This is a genomic window from Pantoea sp. X-Soil-ISGK-275 (assembly GCF_059730795.1).
Window position 1 is genome coordinate 16,650 of sequence record NZ_AP035978.1, and the last position, 23,399, is coordinate 40,048.

General features: G+C 52.5%; 17 protein-coding genes. 13 read left to right on the forward strand and 4 right to left on the reverse strand.

Annotation, left to right across the window (positions count from 1 at the left end; all coding sequences use genetic code 11):
* Positions 1–304 precede the first annotated feature (304 nt).
* On the forward strand, positions 305–1,762 hold the full coding sequence (locus tag AC6I8A_RS23600) for a methyl-accepting chemotaxis protein (RefSeq protein ID WP_497819361.1): 1,458 nt from the start codon (positions 305–307) through the stop codon (positions 1,760–1,762).
* Here the strand turns inward: AC6I8A_RS23600 and AC6I8A_RS23605 are convergent.
* A complete protein-coding gene (locus tag AC6I8A_RS23605; RefSeq protein WP_462063511.1) occupies positions 1,756–1,965 on the reverse strand; it encodes a DUF3606 domain-containing protein in 210 nt (69 codons plus the stop codon). The two genes, AC6I8A_RS23600 and AC6I8A_RS23605, sit on opposite strands and share 7 nt — an antisense overlap.
* 358 nt (positions 1,966–2,323) lie before the next feature.
* Here AC6I8A_RS23605 and AC6I8A_RS23610 point away from each other — a divergent pair, with 358 nt between their 5' ends.
* From AC6I8A_RS23610 to AC6I8A_RS23625, 4 genes are all read left to right on the forward strand, one after another.
* On the forward strand, positions 2,324–2,563 hold the full coding sequence (locus AC6I8A_RS23610) for a transcriptional regulator (RefSeq protein WP_280173486.1): 240 nt from the start codon (positions 2,324–2,326) through the stop codon (positions 2,561–2,563).
* A 526-nt stretch (positions 2,564–3,089) separates the two neighbouring features.
* On the forward strand, positions 3,090–5,216 hold the full coding sequence (locus AC6I8A_RS23615; protein ID WP_497819481.1) for a putative bifunctional diguanylate cyclase/phosphodiesterase: 2,127 nt from the start codon (positions 3,090–3,092) through the stop codon (positions 5,214–5,216).
* A gap of 1,061 nt (positions 5,217–6,277) precedes the next feature.
* Positions 6,278–6,448, forward strand: a complete 171-nt coding sequence (locus AC6I8A_RS23620; protein ID WP_497819362.1) for a hypothetical protein — start codon at positions 6,278–6,280, stop codon at positions 6,446–6,448.
* A gap of 68 nt (positions 6,449–6,516) precedes the next feature.
* The gene (locus tag AC6I8A_RS23625; RefSeq protein WP_497819363.1) at positions 6,517–6,675 is read left to right on the forward strand and encodes a hypothetical protein; all 159 of its coding nucleotides are present in this window, start codon (positions 6,517–6,519) and stop codon (positions 6,673–6,675) included.
* A 314-nt stretch (positions 6,676–6,989) separates the two neighbouring features.
* On the opposite strand, the gene AC6I8A_RS23630 is transcribed toward AC6I8A_RS23625, so the two are convergent.
* On the reverse strand, positions 6,990–8,651 hold the full coding sequence (locus tag AC6I8A_RS23630; RefSeq protein ID WP_497819364.1) for a methyl-accepting chemotaxis protein: 1,662 nt from the start codon (positions 8,649–8,651) through the stop codon (positions 6,990–6,992).
* Between the two features lie 931 nt (positions 8,652–9,582).
* Here AC6I8A_RS23630 and AC6I8A_RS23635 point away from each other — a divergent pair.
* Complete coding sequence (locus AC6I8A_RS23635; protein ID WP_497819365.1) at positions 9,583–9,975, forward strand: VOC family protein; 393 nt, start codon at positions 9,583–9,585, stop codon at positions 9,973–9,975.
* Here the strand turns inward: AC6I8A_RS23635 and AC6I8A_RS23640 are convergent.
* Entirely contained in the window at positions 9,972–11,378 is a 1,407-nt protein-coding gene (locus AC6I8A_RS23640) for an ISNCY family transposase (protein ID WP_497819366.1), read from the reverse strand. The genes AC6I8A_RS23635 and AC6I8A_RS23640 overlap by 4 nt on opposite strands.
* Before the next feature lie 335 nt (positions 11,379–11,713).
* Here AC6I8A_RS23640 and AC6I8A_RS23645 point away from each other — a divergent pair, with 335 nt between their 5' ends.
* Both AC6I8A_RS23645 and AC6I8A_RS23650 read left to right on the forward strand, forming a co-directional pair.
* Entirely contained in the window at positions 11,714–12,667 is a 954-nt protein-coding gene (locus AC6I8A_RS23645; protein ID WP_497819367.1) for an autotransporter domain-containing protein, read from the forward strand.
* A 391-nt stretch (positions 12,668–13,058) separates the two neighbouring features.
* Complete coding sequence (locus AC6I8A_RS23650) at positions 13,059–13,325, forward strand: hypothetical protein (RefSeq protein WP_497819368.1); 267 nt, start codon at positions 13,059–13,061, stop codon at positions 13,323–13,325.
* A gap of 263 nt (positions 13,326–13,588) precedes the next feature.
* Here the strand turns inward: AC6I8A_RS23650 and AC6I8A_RS23655 are convergent, their stop codons facing one another.
* Positions 13,589–14,458, reverse strand: coding sequence for a hypothetical protein (locus AC6I8A_RS23655; protein ID WP_497819369.1), 870 nt, complete (start codon positions 14,456–14,458; stop codon positions 13,589–13,591).
* A gap of 882 nt (positions 14,459–15,340) precedes the next feature.
* Between AC6I8A_RS23655 and AC6I8A_RS23660 the strand changes: the two genes are divergently transcribed.
* The 5 genes from AC6I8A_RS23660 (at position 15,341) to AC6I8A_RS23680 (ending at position 23,374) form a co-directional block, all read left to right on the forward strand.
* Positions 15,341–17,317 carry an alkyl/aryl-sulfatase gene (locus AC6I8A_RS23660; RefSeq protein WP_497819370.1) on the forward strand — a complete coding sequence of 659 codons (1,977 nt, stop codon included), beginning with the start codon at positions 15,341–15,343 and terminating at the stop codon, positions 17,315–17,317.
* Between the two features lie 163 nt (positions 17,318–17,480).
* Complete coding sequence (hflK, locus tag AC6I8A_RS23665) at positions 17,481–19,367, forward strand: protease modulator HflK (protein ID WP_497819371.1); 1,887 nt, start codon at positions 17,481–17,483, stop codon at positions 19,365–19,367.
* 61 nt (positions 19,368–19,428) lie between these two features.
* Positions 19,429–20,382 (forward strand): protease modulator HflC, encoded by a 954-nt coding sequence (hflC, locus tag AC6I8A_RS23670; RefSeq protein WP_497819482.1) that lies wholly within the window; start codon positions 19,429–19,431, stop codon positions 20,380–20,382.
* Positions 20,379–21,464, forward strand: coding sequence for an SPFH domain-containing protein (locus AC6I8A_RS23675; RefSeq protein ID WP_497819372.1), 1,086 nt, complete (start codon positions 20,379–20,381; stop codon positions 21,462–21,464). Before hflC ends, AC6I8A_RS23675 begins: the two co-directional genes overlap by 4 nt.
* Positions 21,461–23,374: a heavy metal translocating P-type ATPase gene (locus tag AC6I8A_RS23680; protein WP_497819373.1), complete on the forward strand. Its 1,914-nt coding sequence runs from the start codon at positions 21,461–21,463 to the stop codon at positions 23,372–23,374. Before AC6I8A_RS23675 ends, AC6I8A_RS23680 begins: the two co-directional genes overlap by 4 nt.
* Positions 23,375–23,399 lie beyond the last annotated feature (25 nt).

Sequence of the window (23,399 nt, forward strand, 5' to 3'; positions counted from 1 at the left end):
TATAAAGTTAAAATGGACGGTAACGGGGCCGTGTAAAAGGCAATAACTGCGAAAGGGAAAAACGATTAAAGCAATTTTAATGCCGCTTACTATAGGCGCAGCCTGGTCTGATGTCATGTTTATTTTCTTTAGTAAATTATTTAGCGCAGCGCGATTCGTTTATTTTATCGTCTTCCAGTGTCCTTTTTTTAATATTCCTGCCAGACTCCTTTTAAATAAAGGTAGTGCGCAACTTAATCACGCACATAATTAAAGTAAACGATAATAATTCTTATTATTTTAATAGCAACACCGGGGAAATCTTATGCAGTTACTCAGACATTTTACCATCCGCCGCGTCGTGCTGTGGATGATGATCGTTTCATTCAGCGTGGTCGGGTTGGCCGGCGCTAACAGCGCACTAACGCTGCGCGAGATGTACCGCCACGCCGACCGCGCCGACGTGCTGACGCAGGAGCTGACCTTTCTGACCCGCGCGGGCCTTGTCATGCAGGACGGGACCACGGCGGACAGAGCCGCCCTGCTGAACGCCGTTCCGGCAGGCGCAGCGTGGGACGGCTACCGCGCGGCGCTCAGCGCACCGGAGCGCTATCCGGCCGCCGCACGCGAGCGGCTCGGGAGCCTGACGCAGCAGCTCGCGGCCGACGACGCGCCGGTGATGGCTGAGCGCCACCGGCTGGAGATTATTCTCATCAGCGCGCTGCTGGCCGCCGCCGCGCTGCTGGCGTTCTGCGACCGCTATCTGGTGGTACACCTCGTGCGTCCGGTGGCAAAAATCCGCGCGCACCTGAAGACCATCGCGGACGGCGACCTCACGCGCGAGCCGGAAGACCTGGGCCGCAACTGCGTCGGCCAGATGGTGCCGCTGGTTCGCGAGATGCAACACAGCCTGCTCGACGCGGTAACGGCCATCCGTGACAACGCGGTTATCCTCCACCGCGAGGCCGGCGAGATTGCGGCCGGCAACGCCGACCTGTCCGACCGGACCGCCACGCAGGCCGCCGCGCTGGAGCAGACCGCGGCGAGCATGGAGGAAATTACCGCCACCGTTGCACACAACGCGGAAAACGCCCGCGAGGCGCGCGAGCTGGCAGAACGCACCGCCGGCACCACGCAGCAGGGCGCGGAGCAGGTGCAGACCGTGGTTGACGCCATGGGCGGCATCGCGGAGGGCTCAGAAAAAATCCGCCAGTTCACCGCGACCATTAACGGCATTGCCTTCCAGACCAACATTCTGGCGCTCAACGCCGCCGTTGAGGCCGCCCGCGCCGGGGAGCAGGGGCGCGGCTTTGCCGTGGTGGCGGCCGAGGTGCGGTCCCTGGCGCAGCGCAGTGCGGCCGCCTCGAAGGAAATTGAGGGCCTGATTGCCGACACCGTGGCGCGGGTCAGCGACGGACGACGTGCCGCCGACAGTGCCGGCGCCACTATGGCCGGGGTGCTGCACGGCGTCGGCGGGGTCAACGCGCTGATCGGCCAGATTGCCCTGGCCTCGGAAGAGCAGAGCAAAGGCATAGCGCAGGTCACGCTGGCGGTCGCGGAGCTTGACCGCGTCACGCAGCAGAACGCCACCCTGGTGCAGGAAGTCTCTGCCACTGCGGGCAACCTGAGCGGGCAGACGACCGCGCTGGGCGGCGCCATTACCCGGTTTACGCTGCCTGCAGAAGGCGACCACACGGCTGCCGCAGCGTCAGCCCCACCGGTCAGCCCGCGCCGGGTGACCCCGCCATCCAAAGGCGACTGGGTAGCCTTCGGGCATCAGTAACGCGTGGGGCGCGGGGGCGGGTTTTTCTCCAGCCACGCGCGCACGCGGTCGGCTTCCGGGCCCGCCTCCCGCACGGCCCGGGTCAGACGCTCCTGGGTCGTGCGCAGTTCCAGCGTCCAGAAGGTAATCTGCCACTGTTCCCGGATGTCTACGCGGCTCAGGTCAGCGGGTACCCGCCGCTGGATATAATCACGGTTTTTCATCAGGTTATCCTTTTTTCGGTATAGGGTGTGGCGGCGTAATAAATACAGCCACCGTAAGCCCTGCCTATCCTGGCGAATAATCATCCGTAAAATACCGGAATAATCCCTCTGTCAGGATTTCGTAAAAAAAGAAGAGAATTCCTGGCCGTATGGATAATATTCCTCTCGCGCTGAGCGGCTGATTTGACTTAGCGGAATAAAAAATAAATGAAGGGATTGCAGTTAATTACGCCGGGGCCGATTTATGGCGCATTGCATTACGGAATAAAGATTAAGATAATGTAATGAATTACGGTGCGTGCCCCGTATTTTTATCCTGACGGCCCGTTGTGGTCCCCCTGCCTGAAAGGAGTGTTTTCTGGGAAATCAGCTCTCATACCGGCCCGTGGCGGTCGGTTCCGACGTCCGCGAACTCCGGCTTGCCGCCGGCCTGTCGCAGGAGGCCGCCGCCGAGCGGTTTGAGCTCAGCCTGCGCGTCTGGCAGACGAAGGAGGCGGCGAAAAATCCGGCTCCCCTGAGCCAGGGGGAGTATGAGCTTCTCCTGCTGCTCGCCGGGCGTCACCCGCACTATGCCCTTGTGCCGCATAAAAAAAAGTAGCGGCTCTGTCCCACGCTGCCCCCCTGAAGTTCAGTCAGGCCTGGCCGATAAGAGGATAGGGACATGAGTGGAAAATATTACTATGCGGTCCGGCGCGGACGCCCCGCGATCGAAGAAGTGCACTGTGCGGGCTGCAGCGAACTGGCGGAGGCCGGCGGGGGCCGCTTTCTCGGCACGTTTTACTCCCTCAGGCACGCGCTTCAGTCTGCCCGCCTGCGGCACCCCGAATGCGTTATTTGCCTGCGGTGCGCCTCCCTGCAGCCCTGATCCGCAGCCATGAATGGTCCTGAAATGACAGTTTTGTGATGTCCCGTTAGCAGGGCGTCACTGTTATCCCTGACCCCGCCTGCGACGGGGTCAGCTGACGGGCCTTTCTTCCGGCGGCGGGGCAGCAGGCATTTCTGCGGCCCCGCCTGACTGAACGTGTCCCTTTTTGCTGTGTCATGCCGGCCACAGCCCATTCGACATTGGGGGAGAGACCCTGAAACACCCGACATCAGACCACGAGGCCGCGCGCCTCGCGGCGCTGGCATCCTACCAGCAGGCGGATGCGCTGCCGGACAACGCGCTTGACCGGCTCACCACGCTCGCTGCGCGCCTTTTTCGCGTGCCCACCGCCTTCGTCTCGCTGATTGACGACCAGCGGCAGCTATTTGCGTCCCGCTACGGGCTGAACATCACCGGCACCGCGCGCAGCGTCGCCTTCTGCGACCACACGCTGGCGCAGGGGGAGATCCTCTGCGTGCCGGATACACTGGACGATCCGCGCTTTCGCGACAGCCCGCTGGTGCACGGTTACCCGCACATCCGCTTCTACGCGGGGATCCCGCTGGCCACCCCGGACGGGCACCATATCGGTACCGTGTGCCTGACCGACACGCAGCCGCGCCCGCCGCTGACTAACGCTGACCGGCAGCACCTGACCGACATCGCCGCGCTGGTGATGGACCGTATGGAGGTCCACCGGCTCGAACTGCTGCGCCACGCCAGCCAGCAGCGGCTGGAGTCTATCTCGGCCACCTCCCCTGACGCCATTATCTGCACCGACCTACGCCGCGGCATCACCTTCTGGAACCCGGCCGCCACCGCGATGTTCGGTTACGGTGCGCAGGAGATGGCTGGCCAGTACGTGGCCGGGCTTATTCCCGATCGCTGCCAGACCGACTACCGCAACGAGCTGGATCGCCTGACGGCCGACGAGGCGGCGATTTCGCAGCCGCGCACGCTGCAGATATGGGGGCTCAGGCGCGACGGCCGCGAGTTTCCGGCAGAAGTATCATTTTCCGGCTGGCGGGAGGGTGGCGAACGACTGGTGGGGATGATTGTCCGCGACGTCACCGCCCGGCATGAGAGCGAGGCCCGCCTCTGCGAACTCGCCTCGCTGGACATGCTGACCCGGCTGGCGAGCCGCGGTGCCTTTATGCAGCAGCTAGTGCAGCTGACCGACGCTGGCGTGCCCTACACCCTGCTGATGACCGACCTGGACGGCTTCAAAGAGGTGAATGATACGCTCGGGCACGCCGCCGGTGACGCACTGCTGTGTCACGTGGCGGAGCAGATCAGGCGGGTGTGCGCAGACGCGGTCACCGCCGCCCGGCTCGGCGGGGATGAGTTTATTATCCTGCTGTCGGGTGGAAGTACCGATCCCGGCCTGACGGCGGAGCGCCTGGTTGCTGCCGTACAGACGCCTTTCAGCTACCACGGCTCATCCGTTGTGGTCGGCGCCAGCACAGGCATTGCCGCTTATCCCGAACACGGTGAGGACGCGTCGGCGGTGATGTCGGCGGCGGATCTGGCCCTCTACCGGGCCAAGGCCTCGGGCAAGGGCTGCAGCGTCCTGTTCCGGCCTGAATTCCTGGTAGCGGAGCAGCGCCGCCGGCGCTTTGAGCGCGAGCTGGAAACCGCGGTGCGCCAGCAGCAGTTCATTCTGCACTATCAGCCCCGCTATGACGCCGTCAACGGGCGCCTCATCGGCTGCGAAGCGCTGGTGCGCTGGCAGCATCCTGCACGCGGCCTGCTGCTGCCCGAGGAATTCATCGGGATGCTGGTGAAAAGCCCGCTATCCGTTACGCTCGGCGACTGGATCATCCGCACCGCGCTGGCGCAGGTCCGCCAGTGGCAGATCCGCTGCCCGGAGCTTCGGGTCAGCATTAACCTGTTTCCGCGACAGCTGGCCGGGGATGGCCTTGAAAGCGTGCTGCGCGAGTCTGCGGGTGGCGACGCCGCCTTTGTGGACCTGGAGGTAGACGAACCGCTGCTGACGGGGATCGAACAGGATGCACTGGCGCAGTTTGCGGCCATCCGCGGCACGGGGGCCGCGTTCGTCATCGATCACTACGGGCGCACGCTGGGCGCTATCAGCCTGCTGCAGCACGGCTTCGTCAGCGGCTTCAAGATTGACAAGTCGCTGACGCTTAAGCTCGGTACCAGCATGCGCGTACGCATGATGTTCCGGGCCATCTCGGCGCTGGGGAAGAGCCTCGGGCTCAGCGTGGCGGCAGAGGGGGTAGAGGACGCGGGGCAGCGGGCGTTCGTGACAGCCACCCAGTGCGACATCATGCAGGGGAACGGGCTCTGCAGGCCTCTGACGGCGGCGGCGTTTGAGGCGCTACTCAGCGCGGAAGACGACAGCATAACGCTCACGGACAGATGACGAAGCGGGGGCGCTTACCGGCACAGAAGCCAGTGCGCCAGCCTGTCAGGCAGTAGAAAGGGCAGCGAGCCCGGAAGCAGCAGGCCACGCCCGGCCCTGCTCAGAGCACTACTTTCAGAGCAACGGACTCCGCGGTTCCTCCTGAGCGCCAGCCGCTTGAAGTTTGCCAGCTCGTGGTTGGTGGCGGGTGCCAGGCTGAGCAGGACCTTCAGGGCCGCATCCGGGCTTTCGACCGTCAGGCTGCTGTCCCACCTGTGGTAAAGCCGCAGACCGGCTACCGTGAGCGGCGGATCATCCATCTGCCCCACAGCGCCGAGCCTCTCGCGCAGCAGGCGCTGCCGATGCCCGGAAGGTAGCCGCGCTGCAGAGTTGACAGCACGTGCGAGGCCAGTGTCAGCGAACGCACCGAGCTCCGGGACCATTTGAATGGAAAGTGCCCCCCCGGACAGACACAAGGAGGCGGCCCGGCGCGTCAGGCAGAATGTCTGCGGGTAAGCGGCGGACTGTCAGGAAACATTCTACAAAGGGCCCTGCCCCTGTGGCGGCTGACATAAAACGGCTCCTGATGGTATTCAGGGTATCCTGATGTGAGCGGCGCGCGCTGTACAGCAATGCGCGCTCAGCGGGCCATAATTCAGGATAATTTTCACCGGCTGAAACGGTGGTGGTGCAGTTAGTTTAAAAAATCAGTGAATCAGACTCTTCCTGGCATCACTGTCCTGATAACGTAATATATTCATACTACGCTTCCCTGTCTTACTGATGGCGGCCTTGCGCATTATCAGTAAGCACTTTTAGGATGCTGGTACGCCTTTTACACAGCCGGCGTCAGACCGGTTATGTGAAATCCAGCCTTGATCCCGGGTCTGAACATCCCGGGTTACTTTTTGCCGTGTGTCCCGCCACATCAGTTTCCGGCTGTAGTCGCTGTTGCCCCGCGTTGCTCTGTGACACCGTGCAAGGTTATTTATTCCGCCGCCGTCACCTGCTTTACGCTTGCGTGACAGAGTCAGGTCGGGAGTGATAAAACCTAAAAGGTTTAGTTGACAGGAGGCATCCGGATGAAAAATGCTGCCACGCCTTATCGCGAAGCGCTGATACGTCTTTGTGCGCTCAGGTTGCGCTACCGGCGTGCGAGCCGTAATCCGGCAGCCGGAATGGTTGACCTTGCGGCGCTGATGTCCGAGCTCGAAGAGGCAGAACAGGACGTTGAGCGGCATGAAAAGCAGTAAATGCTTCCGGTAGATCGGGCTTTAAAGTTTTACGCCAACAGGCCGATACGAATAAGGTGGCTAATCCGATGGCCGCACTCCACGACACGAGTAAGTCCGTTTATCTCATTGATTTTATTCAGGGGCTGCCTTGCCCCTTTTTTTTCCTCAGGCCTGCCATTGATCCTGATTTTCCCTTTCTGATGAGCGCCCCTGACCGCACCGCGCACCACAACGTCATCCTTTAACTATATATGCAGGCATAACACCGCATCAGTCTGACGTGAATACTACGACCGGTTCATGCCTGACATTTTCTGTCTGGTCAGTTTGATAAAAAATGGCTTCCGGGAGGAAGCCATCAGCACAATCAGTCGCAGTATCGGTTATATGTGCCCTGATGAGGAACACTAAAGATATCGGCAAGCGCAGGCCAGACATATTCGCAGCGACGATGTGTTTATTCTGGCCGGCAGGTATCACGCTTTTAACGTAAAAATGCTGCAGGGCTGAGGAAGGGGCCCTGCCACGTGCTTAAGTCTAAAAAAACGTAGCTTCTGCCTCAGAAGCTCTTCCAGTTATCATCACCCGCTGCCGCAACGGCAGGGATGGGACGTAATGCAGCAACCGCCCTTATTGGCCGGGTTGCCTGAGCGCGCACAGTATCTGCCTGTCCCGAATCGGGAACCAGCGTAAAGGCACTGACCAGTTGGTTCAGCGCCGCCGCCTGCTCCATTAGCGAGCGTGACGCGGCCGAAGCCTCCTCAACCAGCGCGGCGTTCTGCTGCGTCACGTCATCCATCTGGTTTACGGCAATATGGACCTGCCCGATACCCTGAGACTGCTCACTGGCGGCAATGGATATCTCATCGACAAGGTCGGTGACCTGCCGCACGGCGTCGTTCATGCGGGTCATATTCTCCCCTACGCCCTCAGCCTGCGTCGCTCCTGCCTGGACAAAGCCCATGGATGACTCGATCAGCCCCTTGATTTCTCGGGCGGAGGAGGATGAACGCTGCGCGAGGTTACGGACCTCTCCCGCCACCACCGCGAAGCCGCGCCCTTGTTCCCCGGCACGCGCGGCCTCGACGGCGGCATTCAGGGCCAGAATGTTGGTCTGAAACGCAATCCCTTCAATGAGCCCGATAATATCGGTAATTTTTGCAGAGCTCCCCCTGATGTCACCCATGGTGTCCAGCAGCGTGCGTACCCGGCCGGCGCTGTCTTCAGAAGTATCCCGCGCATTCTTCGCCAGCTGACTGGCAAGCTGAGTGTTTTCTGCTGTCTGGCGTACGGTCTCGCTCAGCTCTGACATGCTTGCCGCCGTCTGCTCCAGCGAGGCAGCCTGCTCCTCGGTTCGCGAAGAGAGGTCCTCATTACCGGCTGCTATCTGTGCAGAGGCAGTGCTGACCGACTGTGCAGAGGCCTCCACCTTCGACAGCGAGGCTGAGACATTTTCAATAAGATGATTAAACGCTTTTGCGGTCAGGCCGATTTCATCCCGGCGCGACTCGTCCACCCTGAGCGTCAGGTCAAGCCGCTGGCTGGCGTTTTCCATAGTCTGCCGCATGCCGTTAAGTTGCCCGCGGATACTGAAAACCGTTTTGAGCGCAAAGAAGGCCAGAATGGAAACGGCCAGCGCTGAACCACCTATCAGGCTCCAGACTGTCACCTGATAAGTCCGGTCATTTTCCTGACGCAGGGTGCTGCCGATGTCCACGTTAAGTTTGAACTGTTTCTGGTAGCCCGCAATCAACTGGCGGGCGGCTTCGCCAATGCCGTCATTGCTCTGAAGCGCCCCCAACGCAACGGCGTCATTCTGCGCGCGTGAGCCGGCAAGAAATGCCGGAAGCGAGGATTCCACCTGTTTGATGGTGGAGAACGCTCTCTCTGTCAGCTGCCGGTCCTCCTCGTTCGATATATCGTTATTCAGGTAATACTGGTTCAGTGATTTGATATTACTGATAGCTTCATCGATTTTCTTTTCGACATCAGCCTGCCGCCGAGGGTCTGTTGCGCTCTGGTGACGGTAGAGCCAGATAATAAGGGAGTTACTGCCGTCTACCAGCTTGCCCAGGTCCAGCAGTGAGGCAACGGTATTTTCCTGCACATACTGAAAGCGGGACTGGAATCCGCCGGCAACCATGACGGCCACGATGACCATCGCGACCAGCGCGGCAGAGAGAAGTGAGAAGGTAAGCAACAATCGCTGTGTAATCGTCATCTGTTTTTCCTGCCATTGTAAGTGACTGATACTTTATGAAATCTGAAAATATTAAAAACTTTCAGCATATTTATCGGCAGAGAAGCAGGAAGCGTTATTTAAGATAAAGCGGATCCGGCGAAATAAAGCCTGTCATGGCAATGCCATTGCCTCATTCTGACTTTTCAGGATGTTTACAAATAGCGGCTGCAGCCGTAAATGAATAAAAAGTTCAGAATGTAACCATTTTCGCCCCCTGTGAATTGCTTTACGTCGTGTTGGTGTCTGCATTTAGCTGATGACGCCAGGCAGATAATCACAACTTTCAGCGGCAGGTATGAAAATTAACACGCTAGTTGAGTGAAGTTTTTTCGCAGAAAGACGATAAATATTGTGTGCCTCACCAGGGTACACATAATTGATACTGCGACAGAATGTGATGTGCTTATGGCTTCCTCCCGGAAGCATTAACGGCGAAAGCACGGTTTTAAGTCCAGACTTCACCTGAAATGAACGATTATGTTCACCCTGCACCAAGCATTCACCATATAAGCTTATGTTAAAATTGATAAAAGTTAAGCGGTGAACAAAGTGAAGGATAATTAGTAAAATCTTTTTTATATCGAAAATGATTACGTGGACATCTACGTACAGAACGAATCTGCTCTATTCACTAGATTTTTACTTTATAACGGGCAATACAAAAATTCAGTAAGAGGAAATTTATGAAAAGTTGGGTAAAAACTTTAGGGGGCACATAAAGGGGTATGTGTTGAAGCTAAGCAGAGATGACCGGGTTCAGGCAAATCTGAGATGTCCAATATATACAATGTAGATGCTCAATGAATTTATGTTAAATAAAGTTTCTTTCAGTGCTGTGCTATTTGCAATCTGTGTGGCAGTCCTCAATTATTATCCCTGGTAATCAGCCTGCGAGGTAGCCGTGTCTGTAATGAAAATTGACCATGTTCATCTCTATGTGAATAATCTAGAAGCGGCTGAGGTATGGTACAAAGAAGTGCTGGGATTTGTTCGTGATGAGTCCTTGTTTTTCTGGTTTACTCAGGGAGGACCTTTAGTTCTGAAGAATAATGAAGCGGCGCTTTCACTTTTTGAAAGACTGCACCAGTCTCCGGGGCATACGGTGGCCTTCAGTGTTAAACCTTGTTATTTCAGTGAGCTAATGAAAACGCTGTCGTCTCATTCTGTTTCATTTATCGTCAGCGACCATCAGGTCTCAATGTCTGTTTATTTTGAGGATATAGCGGGAAATAAAATTGAAATGACGTCTTATGAATATCATGAGGCTCGAAAGAATATACAGAGTTATTATGCAAGGCATTAATCTGAATTCTGCGGAAATATATCCTGAGCCTGAGTCTGTAAATCGATCAGAGCTTCAACCAGATCATCTTCGTTAATCGCACGCTGCCGCTTTTTAGCCGGATTTTTCTTGGCACTTCTGCGACTTGGTCCGTTACCAGCCGGCAGAGCCTGAGACCGAGTATTATCGCGCTTTTCCTGCATCAGCTGAGCAACAGCCAGCGCGTGGCCAAGCCGCTTGTTATCCACGATCGCTCCCTGATCCACTTCAGACAGCCGATCGTAAGCAGAGTAGGGAAGAACCGTACCGTTGCTTCTGAGTTCAACGCGGCCGTCCGGGTACTGCCAGGCATCCAGATATTTCCCCATCGCGCGGCGGCTGTCATCGTTATCCTCAAGCAGCAACAGCATTTTATCGTAACGGACCGTCAGCGCTTTTGAGACCTTGCGTAGCTCGCGCCAGGTAAATATCTGGTTCAGGTTGTCGTCAGCATCGAGCGGACGGTGTACGTCAAAATCATGCCTCGGTGCCTTCGCGAAACGCCGGTTGTAGTCCTCCATAAACTCAGCGGCAAAGGCGTTAGCCGCATCGGGGGTACTGATATCACGCAGCCTGAGCTCCTTGACAAGCCGGTCCTGCAACGTGAGATGCGCACGCTCCACGCGGCCCTTGGCAGAGCTGGTGTTGGCGCAGATGCCGGTGATGTTCAGCTCGTTCATCGCGCGACCGAACTGCGTCTGACCGTCGCCGCCAGCCGCATTCTTGTTGTTAATGCGGAACACGCTGGCCTTGTCGCTGTAAAATGCCAGCGGCTTGCCGTGCTGCTCCAGGTAGCCGCGCGTGGCTTCAAAGTAGGTGAACGTGGACTCGGAGCGGACGAAGTGAAGCTGCATCAGGCGGCTGGTCGCATCATCCACGTAAACCAGCAACGTGCAGGCCGGGCCGCGCTCTTCAAACCAGCGGTGATCGCAGCCGTCGATCTGAATCAGTTCGCCGACGCAGGCGCGGCGGTAACGTGGTTGCTGGATTTTTGGTGCACGATGCCTGCGCGGGATCCAGAGGCCAGACTGCATCATCAGCTTGCGCACGGTCTCTTTAGACAGCGTCACGCCGTGCAGCTCGGCCAGCTTCTCGCAGGCGAGCGTCGGGCCAAAATCAGCGTAGCGTTCGCGAATGATCTGAATGGCACGTTCAGCAAGGCCTGCAGGCAGCTGATAGTTGCTTAGCTTGCCGCGCCGCCGATCGGCCATACCCAGCGGACCGTCTGTACGATAGCGCTGAAGCAGGCGACGGCAGTGCCTGTCGGAGATACCGAGACGCTCAGCAGCGAGATGGGTTGTCAGCCGCCGGTCGACAACGTCCTGAATAACTTTAAGCCGGTTAACTTCGTTCATCGTGAAAAACTCCGCACCAGAAGCCGCCATGTCAGGTTCCTCAGCAGGTAGCCCGAAGCGGCCAGGTAAGCTTAGCTCAGAACGGCCAGGTCAGCTTTGCCTCTATAGTAAAGATGCGTTTAATACTTATTATGTTAAATTACATATCTCTAAACGCACCCGCTAGCTATAGGATGATGCCGTTAGCTGATCATTAATGTCTTTATTGGATGTTTATCAGGCCGTAATCAAATACTCAGTGAGAAACTCAACCACAGTTAAGAACATCGTGCACTGAGCCTCCTCAAACTGCTATCCACCTGACCTTTCCTATCTACCTGCCTATAGTTTATAAACCCTTCATCTTACTCAGGCTGCAAACTGCTATGAGTACAGCAATTCGAAACCTGCTAATTATTCCACTTCTATCCATTACGTTTAGCCAGTCAAGTTACGCAGCAGATGGCCAACGCATTAAACAACGTGCGGATTCAGTTCTTACATTGATGAGCTTTATGGTTGTTCCGGACATAACGGCAAGTGATCTGAACATCGGAACGGGAACCAATGAAAGCAATGAGCTCAACATTACCCAGTTTGGTGGTGGCGCAACATTAAGTGAAAATTTTCCTATATATCTCGAGGGAGCAATGGGTTACAGCCGCTACGATCCCCAGTTTGTCGTGAGTAACGGCACTGAGACACGTCGAATACCGACGAAATGGAACAGCCTGACGGCAACAGGAGGAATTGGGTGGGATTTCCATCTCTTTAAAGACCGTCTAGGTGGAAACTGGGTAATTCGCCCTATCGCAAATGTCATGCTGGGCACTATGGCCAGCGACGCTCGTATAGGTGCTTGGGTAATTGATCGGCGTACTAACGCAGATTTTGATTTTCTGGACGGGGGAAGATTGAACGCCTATGGTCTCGGTGGCTCGCTGATGCTGGATTATGAATTACTCTCGGCCTCTCAGGATATTGACATTGAATTGCGTTATTCGGGTATGCAATTGCAGACATTCAGTAATACCTCAAGAGCCGTGGAAGGAAAGGCGAATGCCCAAAACCTTGGGATTTATGTACGGCGTAGAGCACCTATTTCAGACTGGACGCTTTTAAAGAGCCCGGTACGATATGTTCTTGAAGGAGCACATACAGAATATCTCGGAGAGCAAAGGGGAAAACTCGGATTTGACAGCTTAAGTTCAATCGGTGTTGGCATCGAACTGGACAGCAGTCATTACCCTGTCTTTATTTCACGAACGCGTCTTGTGGCGCGCTATATGTTTGGCAATGACACCAGTGGCTATGGAATCGGACTAGCAATGAGTTTTTAGCGTTACCAAATATCTGAGATCGGCCCGGATCCAGCGATAAACGGTTTGCGCATGATGACCTCCTTCATAGTAGGATCATCTAAAAAACTCTTCTGGAGCTCTGATGACAATTTTGTCCATAAAATAGAGTTATCCTGCAAAGTATTACATTGGACTTCGTCATTCAAAAAAAATGGCGATGAAATGTAAAAATGATGAATTATTTTGATTGGTTACTATTGCTGACATTCGTATGCTTATGTCATAATTAAGAATTGTGAGTATAATCAATGCGTTAAAAGCATATGTCTCAGTGGTACTTACAAGGCAATAAAGACCGATAAATTTAACTTAACAAATATTCATTTGTGAGTCATCCTACCAGTCCCCTTTAATGCCGAGGATAATTATAATGAAAGATACTTACTACATCAGCATATCTAAAGTCGGTAACACTCATCATGTACTGCATAACGGTACTTGCCAGATTTACCTTAGCAATAAAGAAGATATGATCGCGCTGGGACGCCACGAGCAGTTTATTGTTGCATTAAATCTGGCGAGGAATAACTTTCAGAAAGTATCACCCTGCCCTAAATGCATATTAAAGAGACGATTGTATAATCTTGCCGCCACTAAACGAGGGCCCATTCCGATTAAACATCTTCCTGATGCATAGTTTATCTTTTTGCAATACCCAACTCTGTTAAGCGTGAGCAGAATTCATATGGATTCTGCTCATACTACGCTTTACAACAGCGATTATTACCCAAGTCATACATTATTTTACCACACTGTTTTATGAATAAATTTAGAGTGTACTGCTGCTGACAACCATCATATGGTCCTGTGAAGTACGGGCAAGTTCGCTTGCCCAGACACTATAATCTGTGCCCTTCTATTCAATACTTAAAAGCATGGCGCACATATCAGAGAGCTGAATCAGATGAATTTGAGTAAAAATCGGACCGGTTTTATTTCAAGTATTTTCTGCCAGATGCTTGGGAGATTGACTATTCCAGCAAGGGCAAGCAGCACGAGAATGATAATGGCCAGCAGAGCAGTCAGGACGACGATGAATCTGAATATATTCTTCTGTATTTTTATTTGATGATCTCGAAATGTCAACTCTTTTTCATACTCCACAATAGTATTGACTGACTTACTCTGGATGAAATATACCCTCTCGGACTCATTCAAATCTCCCGTGATCACAAGAGAATCCAGAAGTAATCTCAACTTCACCTTATACTCTTCCTTACGGATGTGTTTATACCATAAACGGCCATGAATTAAGCCTAATATTTCTGACTCATTAAATCCATTATTTTCACGACCAGCCCTGAGTTTTATATATTCACTTAAAAGTAATTTCAATATAGCATATCGATCGTGACTGAGGCTTCTGGTTTCAGAAAAAAAATTCGAAACCAGAGCCCCCTTCCCCCTGGAAACGAGTTTTTTGATGAATAAAATCTTTGTATAATAATCGAATGCAAAGAGAAAAATATTATTATAAGTTGATGAGCTCTCCTTTCGGTAGTGAATTATCTCACTTTTCATCTCAACGAGCGTAAGTAGATCGACGTTTAAAGTTTTATTACTTTGTGTTTCCAGCAGCACGCCATATCGTTTTCCGTCAGCAGGGTTGTCATTTACCCCATTCAGGAAAAATCGGACATCATCGATATCTCTGAAATACACCGTGTAGTAGTTATAAGGGTCATCAGGTTCCTCAGTTCTGTTTGTCAATGTTGGGAAATGCCTAGACCAGACTTTTATTTTTAGATTCCGGATGAAATCTTTCAACATAGTGTACTCTCCGCACGAGTGCTCTTTTACTCATAAAAGCAGTGCTGGCTTTAGATTAAGGATTTTTTGCGAATATCTATATTAAATATTTGCCGCCACACAGATGGTGAAACCGATCATGTTTTTTTGAAAAACCATCTGTTTTTGGTAAACATATGAATAGTATACGTGGCCCTAAACCAAAGTAAGAAATTACATCCACCGCAGGACAGTACCACTTCTTTTCTGGCCTGATTTGATTAACATATCCTCGCGATTCCTGTATTCCCATTCGTTCTACTTTCAACCAGCGATAACGAGAAAATTTTTTCGCCTTTTTTATAGGGATATCTTCCTGACAACTGTTAGTTCAAAACGACAAGCCACTGGGTGGTCAAGCTAACCGAATGATTTGTCAGAAAATACCTAAGGAAAGAACCTGTAAAAATAGTCGACCATAACCCTAAAAAGATGTAACTAAATTATTTCAGTGCTCTGATATAATTTGGAACAACTGAATTGGTGAATCTGCTCATATGTATCATCTTGGTAGCGTTTTTCCGAAAAAATGCCACTCTTCTTTAATGTTATAATATAACAATAAAGATGCATTTTTAATCAATCTTAATGATTAAGTAATTGAAAATAAACAATAAAAAACAAGTTTTATTTTATTTGGAATTAAGCTAAATAATTGATCATCATCAACAATGCTAATATTAAAAAATAAAATTCATCAATAAAGATTGATTAAACCCAGCGGTGTACTACTTTTAAAGCGAAATGTTGCGAGTCATTTCCCATTTCGCCATGTACACCCTATCAGGAGGAAGGACCTACTCTTGATAGGCTTCTTTTCAGTCAATTAAATTCAGACGTTTAGGCATATTTTCGAGGACAACTATGAAACTGAAGCCTCTAATTGTTTGCATGGCGCTTGCCGCTTCACTTAATTCAATTTCACTCGCTCAGGCTGCAGATGAATTGAGAAAGGATGCCGCAGGACCCACCAAACAGGCGAACGATGCTCTGTATAACCAGTTACCTTTCAATGATAAAACTGATTTTACTGACGCTCATAAAGGATTCATCGCTCCACTTCCTACTGCGGTAATCAAAGGTGAAGCTGGAAATGTTATCTGGAATCCGGAGCAATATTCTTTTATTAAAGAAGGAGAAAAAGCACCGGATACAGTCAATCCCAGCCTGTGGCGTCAGTCTCAGTTAATTAATATCAGTGGCCTGTTTGAAGTGACTGAGGGTGTTTATCAAATCCGTAATCTGGATCTCTCAAACATCACCATTATCGAAGGTAAGAATGGTATCACTGTTGTCGACCCTTTGGTCTCGGCAGAAACAGCCAAAGCCGGTATGGACCTCTATTACAAAAACAGAGGTAAAAAACCTGTCATCGCGGTGATTTATACTCACAGTCACGTTGACCATTACGGTGGTGTACGCGGGGTGGTTGACGAAGCGGACGTCAAGTCCGGAAAAACCAAAATCTATGCACCTCAAGGATTCATGGAAGCCGCCGTAGCTGAGAACATTATGGCCGGTAACGTGATGAGCCGCCGTGCCAGCTATATGTATGGCAACCTCCTCAAAGCTGATCCAAAAGGCCAGGTTGGTGCTGGATTAGGTACAACCACTTCAGCAGGTACGGTAACACTGATTGCGCCCACCGATTACATCACCAAAACCGGTGAAAAGCATACAATCGATGGGTTGACCTATGAATTTATGATGGCACCGGGCTCCGAGGCGCCATCTGAAATGCTGTGGTATATCGAAGAGAAAAAGATTATCGAAACGGCAGAGGATGTCACTCACACCCTGCACAATACCTACTCACTTCGCGGTGCCAAGATTCGTGAACCGCTGCCATGGTCAAAATACATTAACGACGCCATTAACCGCTGGGGTGGAAAAGCGGAAATTATTCTTGCTCAGCACCACTGGCCAACCTGGGGAAATGATAATGTTAACAAGTTACTGAGATCACAACGTGACCTGTATCGTTATATCAATGACCAGACCCTGCGTATGGCTAATGAAGGCCTGACACGTGATGAAATTGCCGCCAAGTTCAAACTTCCACCGGCTCTGGCGAATACCTGGGCGAACCGGGGATATTATGGTTCAGTGAGCCATGACGTGAAAGCAACCTACGTTCTCTACCTCGGCTGGTTTGACGGCAACCCAGCAACCCTTGATGAGTTGCCACCAGAAGAGGGCGCGAAAAAGTTTGTCGAGTACATGGGGGGCGCTGACAACATTCTGCAAAAAGCGAAAACTGACTATGAGCAGGGCAATTATCGCTGGGTCGCACAGGTGGTCAGTAAAGTCGTGTTTGCCGATCCCAACAACAAAGCTGCACGTGAACTGGAAGCGGATGCGCTGGAACAGCTGGGCTATCAGGCCGAGTCTGGTCCATGGCGCAACTTCTACCTCACCGGTGCACAGGAGTTACGCAGCGGTGTGGTGAAAGGACCCACGCCAAATACGGCCAGCCCGGATACGGTCCGAGCTATGACCCCGGAAATGTTCTTTGATTATCTCGCCACACACATCAATGGGGAAAAAGCCGCCAATGCCAAGGCGACGCTGAATGTGGACCTTGGCAAAGACGGTGGCAAGTATAAGCTTGAACTGGAAAATGGCGTACTTAACCATACGTCCAACTCTCAGGCTGACAATGCTGATGCAACCCTGACCCTCAGCCGCGATACGTTGAATAAGATCATCCTCAAGGATGAAACCCTACAGCAGGCTCAGGACAAAGGAGAAGTTAAGGTCACGGGAAATGCTGACAAAATTAATGAGCTGCTGAACTCAATGGATAAATTCGAGTTCTGGTTCAACATCGTCACGCCGTAATAACCGTACGGGCTATTCAGTTGAAATAGCCCGTTTCATAAAGAAACACAGGTCTGCTGTTTTCGGACAGCATTGTCCCTTTGAATACATAAAGCGCTGAGCGCCTTCTTTTCAATCACCTTCTGCTCCATTTTATCCTGGATGATCCTGTGGAGGTTTTATTGTGTCAATTTATAGTGACGAGAACAGTCACACGATTTTCAGCAGAATGCGCAACAGGCTGAGAGGGTATCGGGCCTGTTCCTTGCTTTTGCTTATTCTGTCCTGCGCCCTGTATTATTATCTTCTCACGACAGACGGCCATCAGGCATGGCGCATTTACTCCCGTACTCTGGTTGCCATCAACCTGCTTATATTTGTCGTCATTGAAAACATTCAACTGAATCTGTCTCCTTCTGCCGGGCAGGTGACTTCACGATCATATGAAAATGAAAAACTGTTTAAAAGATGCCGGGAAAGGTTAAGGACTTCAGGGGTAAGAAACTCGGTCAAGTATTTGTATCAACATACTTTTACCACTCTGCTTTCGGTTCTTGCCGTTTATCTGGTAATTGAAAATTTCAATACTGAAAGTGCATTGCCCCCGATTACAGTCGGATTAATACCCATTGTATGCGTACTGGTCATCATCTGTTTTTCAGTGCTTGTTATTGAACGCATGCTCAGCTTTAAACCGATTCGTCAATGGCACTGTCATTCAATGGTCACTTGCTTAACGCGAGCGCTATTAAGCATTCTTATGCTCATAACGGTGGCATTAGCTCTTAACAATTATATTCCCAGGGCCTCGCTTTGGATCGTTTACATTGCCTGCGGCATTATACTTTTGATTGCAGCAGAATTCATCTTTCGTTCAGTCGCGCATATCTTCATTCTGCCCCGCAAAGGATGGTCCGCGCCGTTCCTTTGCAGAAGCACGATCGCTGAGTGTTATCACTGGCCACTTCATCCACTTCTTTTAATCCGGAAAAAAATCTATCAGCACTTTGGTGTTGATATTGGAAAGATTCAGGCATTTTCATTAATGGCGAGAATTTTCACCCCAGTGTTGCTTGGAATCGTTTTAGTGGGGTGGTTAATCAGCGGACTTCATCAAATCCCTCTTTCTCAGCGAGGGGTATACGAACGATTTGGGCAGCCGGTTAAAGTATTGCTCCCAGGTATACACATTGGTTTGCCATGGCCCTTCGGACGGGTGCGTCAAGTCGATTATGGCGCGGTGTATGAATTGCAGTTAAGCGATGAGCGACCGTCGGCTAATTCATCTGCACCTCCGATTCCGGACCGTATTGAAGGGCCAGCTCCGCAGGACAGTTGGCGATTGTGGGACAACACGCACTCCACCGATCAGGCTCAGGTTATCGCCAGTTCCATCGGTGATAAGCAGAGTTTTCAAATAGTTAATATGGACATACGACTAATCTGGCGGGTTGGCCTGCATGATGCTGATGCCATGAATAGCCTGTACCACGCTGATGATTTACCCAAGATGATCCAGCGAGTCGCCCGGCAAGTCCTCACGCAATATTTTGCTCATCAGCAGCTGGATGTATTACTGAATGAACAACGCGCAGGTATGTCTGTTGCTCTGAATAATGCGATTAAGCAACGTCTAAGCCATTTAAATTTAGGCGTGGAGCTTCTTTTTACCCGCGTCGAGTCTATACATCCGCCTGCTGGGGCAGCCAATGCCTATCATAGTGTGCAGGCAGCCCAGATAGCAGCGAATGCACTGATTGCGCGAGAAAAAGGCTACGCAGCTGCACTCGCCAATGACTCCAGGCGCGTTGCACTAACTGCCATCAACGCATCCCAGGCATTTTCACATGAACAACAGGCTCAGGCAGATAATGCTTTGACCCGTTACAGCGCTGAACATGATTCGTGGGAGATCAATCCGCAAGCATTTATTAATGAAAGGCGTTACCAGATTCTCAGCAAAGCACTGTCCCATACTCCACTGCTTATTCTTGATGATGAAATCTCGGCGCACCATGCGCCCATTCTTGACTTAAGACAGTTCTGGCAGACATCTGAAAGTAATAAATAAAGGGCGGCGCATAATGAAGATCCGGACAATTTCATCACCCGTTGAGCCAGATAAGATCGGGATGAATCAAAACCTCAATGGCAGTTCGCGTCAGACGAAAAGTGGATGGAAACGATTTTTCGTTGCCGCAATGCTGGTTATTTTGACTCTGCTTATCGCGTGTTTGGTGCAGGTCCCTGCTGGCAGCGCCACCATTATTACGCGCTTTGGCAGCCCTGTGAGGGTCATTTTAGATCCCGGGCTGGCCTGGCGCCTGCCCGCACCGTTCGAAACACCGATGGAAGTTGATTTACGCAGTCGTTCTACTTCCAGTGGGCTTCAGGATGTGGGCACCCGTGATGGCTTAAGGATTATTGTTCAGGCGTGGGCCATCTGGAAAGTTGATCCTGATGAGGCACATGTTCTGCGTTTCATTCGGGCGGTGCAGAATCAACCTGAAGAAGCTGCAAGGCAGATCCGCACGTTCATCGGCTCCTCTCTGGAAACCAGCACAAGTAATTACGCTTTGTCCGACATCGTGAATACTGATGGGAAAAAAGTAAAAATCCCTCAGCTTGAACAGCAAATAAAGGCTCAGCTCAAGGAGCAATTATTAAAAAGTTACGGCGTTGAACTTGTCGATGTGGGGATCGAGCGACTGACCTTACCGGCTGTCACCCTGAACGCAACGGTTGACCGGATGCGTGCTGAGCGCGAAACGATAGCAACGGAACGTACAGCTGAAGGGAAAAGGATGGCAGCAGAAATCCATTCAAAAGCAGACCGAGATGCGCGCGTCCTTGAGGCAGATGCATCCATTAAGGCAGCAACGATTACTGCTCAGGCGCAACGGGATTCTGCTGCAATTTATGCCAAGGCATATTCACTGGATCCACAGCTATATAACCTGCTTCGCTCACTGGATACGTTGAATGATGTCGTTAATAAAAGTACGCGAATTGTACTCAGTACCAACGCTGCACCATTTAAAGCGCTGGTGCAGCAGCCCACTGATGCGGAGCACCCCGCACAATGAGAAGCCAATATGCTGGTTATTCCCCGTGGGGACAATCTTATCGTATCGCCTTTTACGGCTTGTATGCTGCGACGCTTTTGGCTGCTCTGGTGTGGCTCTTTTCAAGCTTTCATCAGATCCCGCCTGATAGTCAGGCGGTTGTTATGCGCTTTGGCAATCCGGTTGCGGTTGAACATTCCGGAGTCCTGTTCGCCTGGCCCAACCCGGTAGACCGGGTTGAGGTGATCCCCGGACCTGCCCGCATTCTTCAGCATGATGTGCTGCCCTTACAGCGCAGCCAGCAAATGAAACTCCTCTCTCCCGATCAGTATGACTCTGATGCAGGCGCGGGCGCCGGCTATCTTCTGACCGGGGATGCAGGGGTTGTTCAGTTAAATATGCAGATTTTTTATCGCATCAGCGATCCGCTACGATTCGTCTTACAGCGGCCGCACATCGCTGCGTTGATTGACCGCCTGGCCCAGCATGCTGCTACCCTTGTCAGTGCCAGCCGCGATTTGGACACCATTCTGGTTGCCCGACCGGAATCGGTCCAGAACGATAGCGACTCCGCACAAGCACGCTCAAAACTGCGTTACGATCTGAAGCTAAAGATGCAGCAAGATCTCGAACAGCTTAACGAAAGTGGTAACGCGCCGGGTATTGAGATTGAACGTGTTGATATCGCATCTTCATTACCCTTTGATGCCGTTCCCGCCTTTGACTCCGTGCTGACCGCCAGCCAGCAAGCAGAACAACATATTGCGCAGGCACAGAACGAAGCGGCTCTTCGGTTACAGCAGGCCCAGCAACAAGCCGACCGGTTACTCCAGCAGGCGGACGCCACGAGCAGTGAAGTGCGTGCTCAGGCTGAAGTCTCAACGCAAACCATTACAAAACTTGCGCAGGCGCGTGCTGACGGTTCAGCCGTTGGCCTGCTGCCAAGGCTGTGGCGGGAAAAAATTACCCGCATCCTTTCATCTGCCGGGCAGGTTATTACGGTGACGCCAGGTGACAGTAGCCAGTTGCTGTTACAGGGCCCAGCGCCTGACGACACCCCACCACCTGTTTCTTCTCAGAAAATTTACGGGAGCTTCCCATGAGCCACCAGTGTAGCCATGGTCATATCCACCCCAACTTCAGCCAGGGATTGTTAACGCCTGAAGAACGGCGCCGTATGGCCATCCAGCTGACGCTGGCAATGACCACCGTGGGCCTTATTCTGTTGAGTCTGCTGTGGCGAGCGCTTTCCCCGGATCAATCAGCGATAAGCGATCTGCTGGCCGGTGTTGCGTGGCTGATTGTCGCCGTCCCGGTTTTTCGCGCGGGCTGGCACAGCCTGCGACATCCAGACCTGCATGGTGTAACCGATTTGTTGATCGTGCTGGCGATGCTCGGTGCCTGGGCGCTGGGGGATTTAATTACCGCCGCACTGCTTCCGGTTTTAATGATTTTTGGCCACATCCTTGAAGAACGAAGCGTCATGGGGACACGCCAGGCTATTGCGGGTTTAACCAAATTAACGCGCAGTCGCACCCGGCGTTTGCTCAGTGATGGTACGTTTGAAAATGTAGACAGTTTATCGCTGGTGGTTGGCGATACGGTTGAAATTCGGGCTGGTGACAGCATTCCTGCAGATGGAAAGATAGTCAGCGGTAATGCCAGCCTGGACGTGGCTTCTATCACCGGAGAATCCGTCCCGCAGGAGGCCGGGCCAGGCAGCCTGGTTTTTGGCGGCGCCATAAACCTGAATGGCTTGCTGCGAATGGAAGTCACACATACCGGTGCGCAATCCACTTTAGGAAAAGTGATTGCGCTAATGAAAGATGCCGAACAGGCCAAACCACCCATCACGCGGTTGCTGGAGCGATACGCCTCTCATTATTTAATTCTGGTTTTGCTGATAGCCGCCAGCACCTGGTTTTTAACCTACGATAGCCAGGCCATGTTAGCCGTTTTAGTCGCCGCCTGCCCTTGTGCGCTGGTGCTGTCCGCCCCTGCAACCGCAATGGCCGGCATCGCGGTTGCAGCCCGCCATGGCATCCTGATCCGCAATGCCGCTTTTCTGGAAGAGTTAGCGGATGTAGACGCCCTCATTATCGATAAAACCGGTACGTTGACGCAGGGGCGCCTGCACGTCGTGGACTCTCTTCTGGTCTCAGATGTGAATTACCGGGACGTGCTGGCGCTCGCCGCGGCGTTGGGCGCCACCAGTAGCCACCCGGTCAGCCACGCTCTGGCTGAGTATGTAACTAAGGAGAACCGGCCTGCACTGAGAAACGTTGAAGAAAAGCAGGGGCTGGGCGTGGTTGCTGAGACGCAGTCAGGCATCGCGTTAATGGGGCGCGCAGACCTGTTTGCAGCGTACTCCGTTCCGCTTATTCCCGCACCGGAACATGATGGTCCAATTGTAGGGCTGGCACATAACGGCCAGTTTCTGGGATGGCTGCTTCTGGCAGATACCCTCCGGCCCGAAGCGGCAGAAGCACTTAAATCACTGGAAACGCTGGGCATTGAAAGGCGGTTGTTGCTCACGGGTGATCGGCTCTCTGCCGCCAATCAGGTTGCTCAAACACTTCATATCAATGAAGTCATCGCGCAAGCCCTGCCCTCGACAAAGCTGCATGAAGTGCAAAAAGCGGTCAACGCAGGCTGGCGTCCGCTGGTCGTGGGCGATGGCATAAACGATGCGCTTGCGCTTAAGGCTGGAGCAGTGGGTATGGCGATGGGTGCAAATGGCGCTGATATTGCGATGGTGTCTGCTGACATTGTTCTGACAGGAAGCGACCTCAGAAGATTACCCACGGCGATAAGGCTGAGCCGCAAATGCCGCAGAACTCTGCTGGTCAATGTCTTCATCGGTCTGGGGTGGACGCTGTTGATTGTTTCTGCGGCGGCACTGGGATTACTGGGTGGGGCCGGCGCGCTGATTGCCGCCCTCTTACATAACCTGAGCACCTTAATGGTCCTGGCAAACACCGGCCGCCTGCTCCAGTTTGATGAAACAAAATGACCGGGTAATCATGATGATAAAAGTG

Excerpts from the sequence above, each read along its gene's own strand:
- AC6I8A_RS23600 (WP_497819361.1), top strand. The coding sequence starts at position 305 with ATGCAGTTACTCAGACATTTTACCATCCGCCGCGTCGTGCTGTGGATG.
- AC6I8A_RS23605 (WP_462063511.1), bottom strand. The coding sequence starts at position 1,965 with ATGAAAAACCGTGATTATATCCAGCGGCGGGTACCCGCTGACCTGAGC.
- AC6I8A_RS23620 (WP_497819362.1), top strand. The coding sequence starts at position 6,278 with ATGAAAAATGCTGCCACGCCTTATCGCGAAGCGCTGATACGTCTTTGT.
- AC6I8A_RS23625 (WP_497819363.1), top strand. The coding sequence starts at position 6,517 with ATGGCCGCACTCCACGACACGAGTAAGTCCGTTTATCTCATTGATTTT.
- AC6I8A_RS23630 (WP_497819364.1), bottom strand. The coding sequence starts at position 8,651 with ATGACGATTACACAGCGATTGTTGCTTACCTTCTCACTTCTCTCTGCC.
- AC6I8A_RS23635 (WP_497819365.1), top strand. The coding sequence starts at position 9,583 with ATGAAAATTGACCATGTTCATCTCTATGTGAATAATCTAGAAGCGGCT.
- AC6I8A_RS23640 (WP_497819366.1), bottom strand. The coding sequence starts at position 11,378 with ATGGCGGCTTCTGGTGCGGAGTTTTTCACGATGAACGAAGTTAACCGG.
- AC6I8A_RS23645 (WP_497819367.1), top strand. The coding sequence starts at position 11,714 with ATGAGTACAGCAATTCGAAACCTGCTAATTATTCCACTTCTATCCATT.
- AC6I8A_RS23650 (WP_497819368.1), top strand. The coding sequence starts at position 13,059 with ATGAAAGATACTTACTACATCAGCATATCTAAAGTCGGTAACACTCAT.
- AC6I8A_RS23655 (WP_497819369.1), bottom strand. The coding sequence starts at position 14,458 with ATGTTGAAAGATTTCATCCGGAATCTAAAAATAAAAGTCTGGTCTAGG.
- AC6I8A_RS23660 (WP_497819370.1), top strand. The coding sequence starts at position 15,341 with ATGAAACTGAAGCCTCTAATTGTTTGCATGGCGCTTGCCGCTTCACTT.
- hflC (WP_497819482.1), top strand. The coding sequence starts at position 19,429 with ATGAATCAAAACCTCAATGGCAGTTCGCGTCAGACGAAAAGTGGATGG.
- AC6I8A_RS23675 (WP_497819372.1), top strand. The coding sequence starts at position 20,379 with ATGAGAAGCCAATATGCTGGTTATTCCCCGTGGGGACAATCTTATCGT.
- AC6I8A_RS23680 (WP_497819373.1), top strand. The coding sequence starts at position 21,461 with ATGAGCCACCAGTGTAGCCATGGTCATATCCACCCCAACTTCAGCCAG.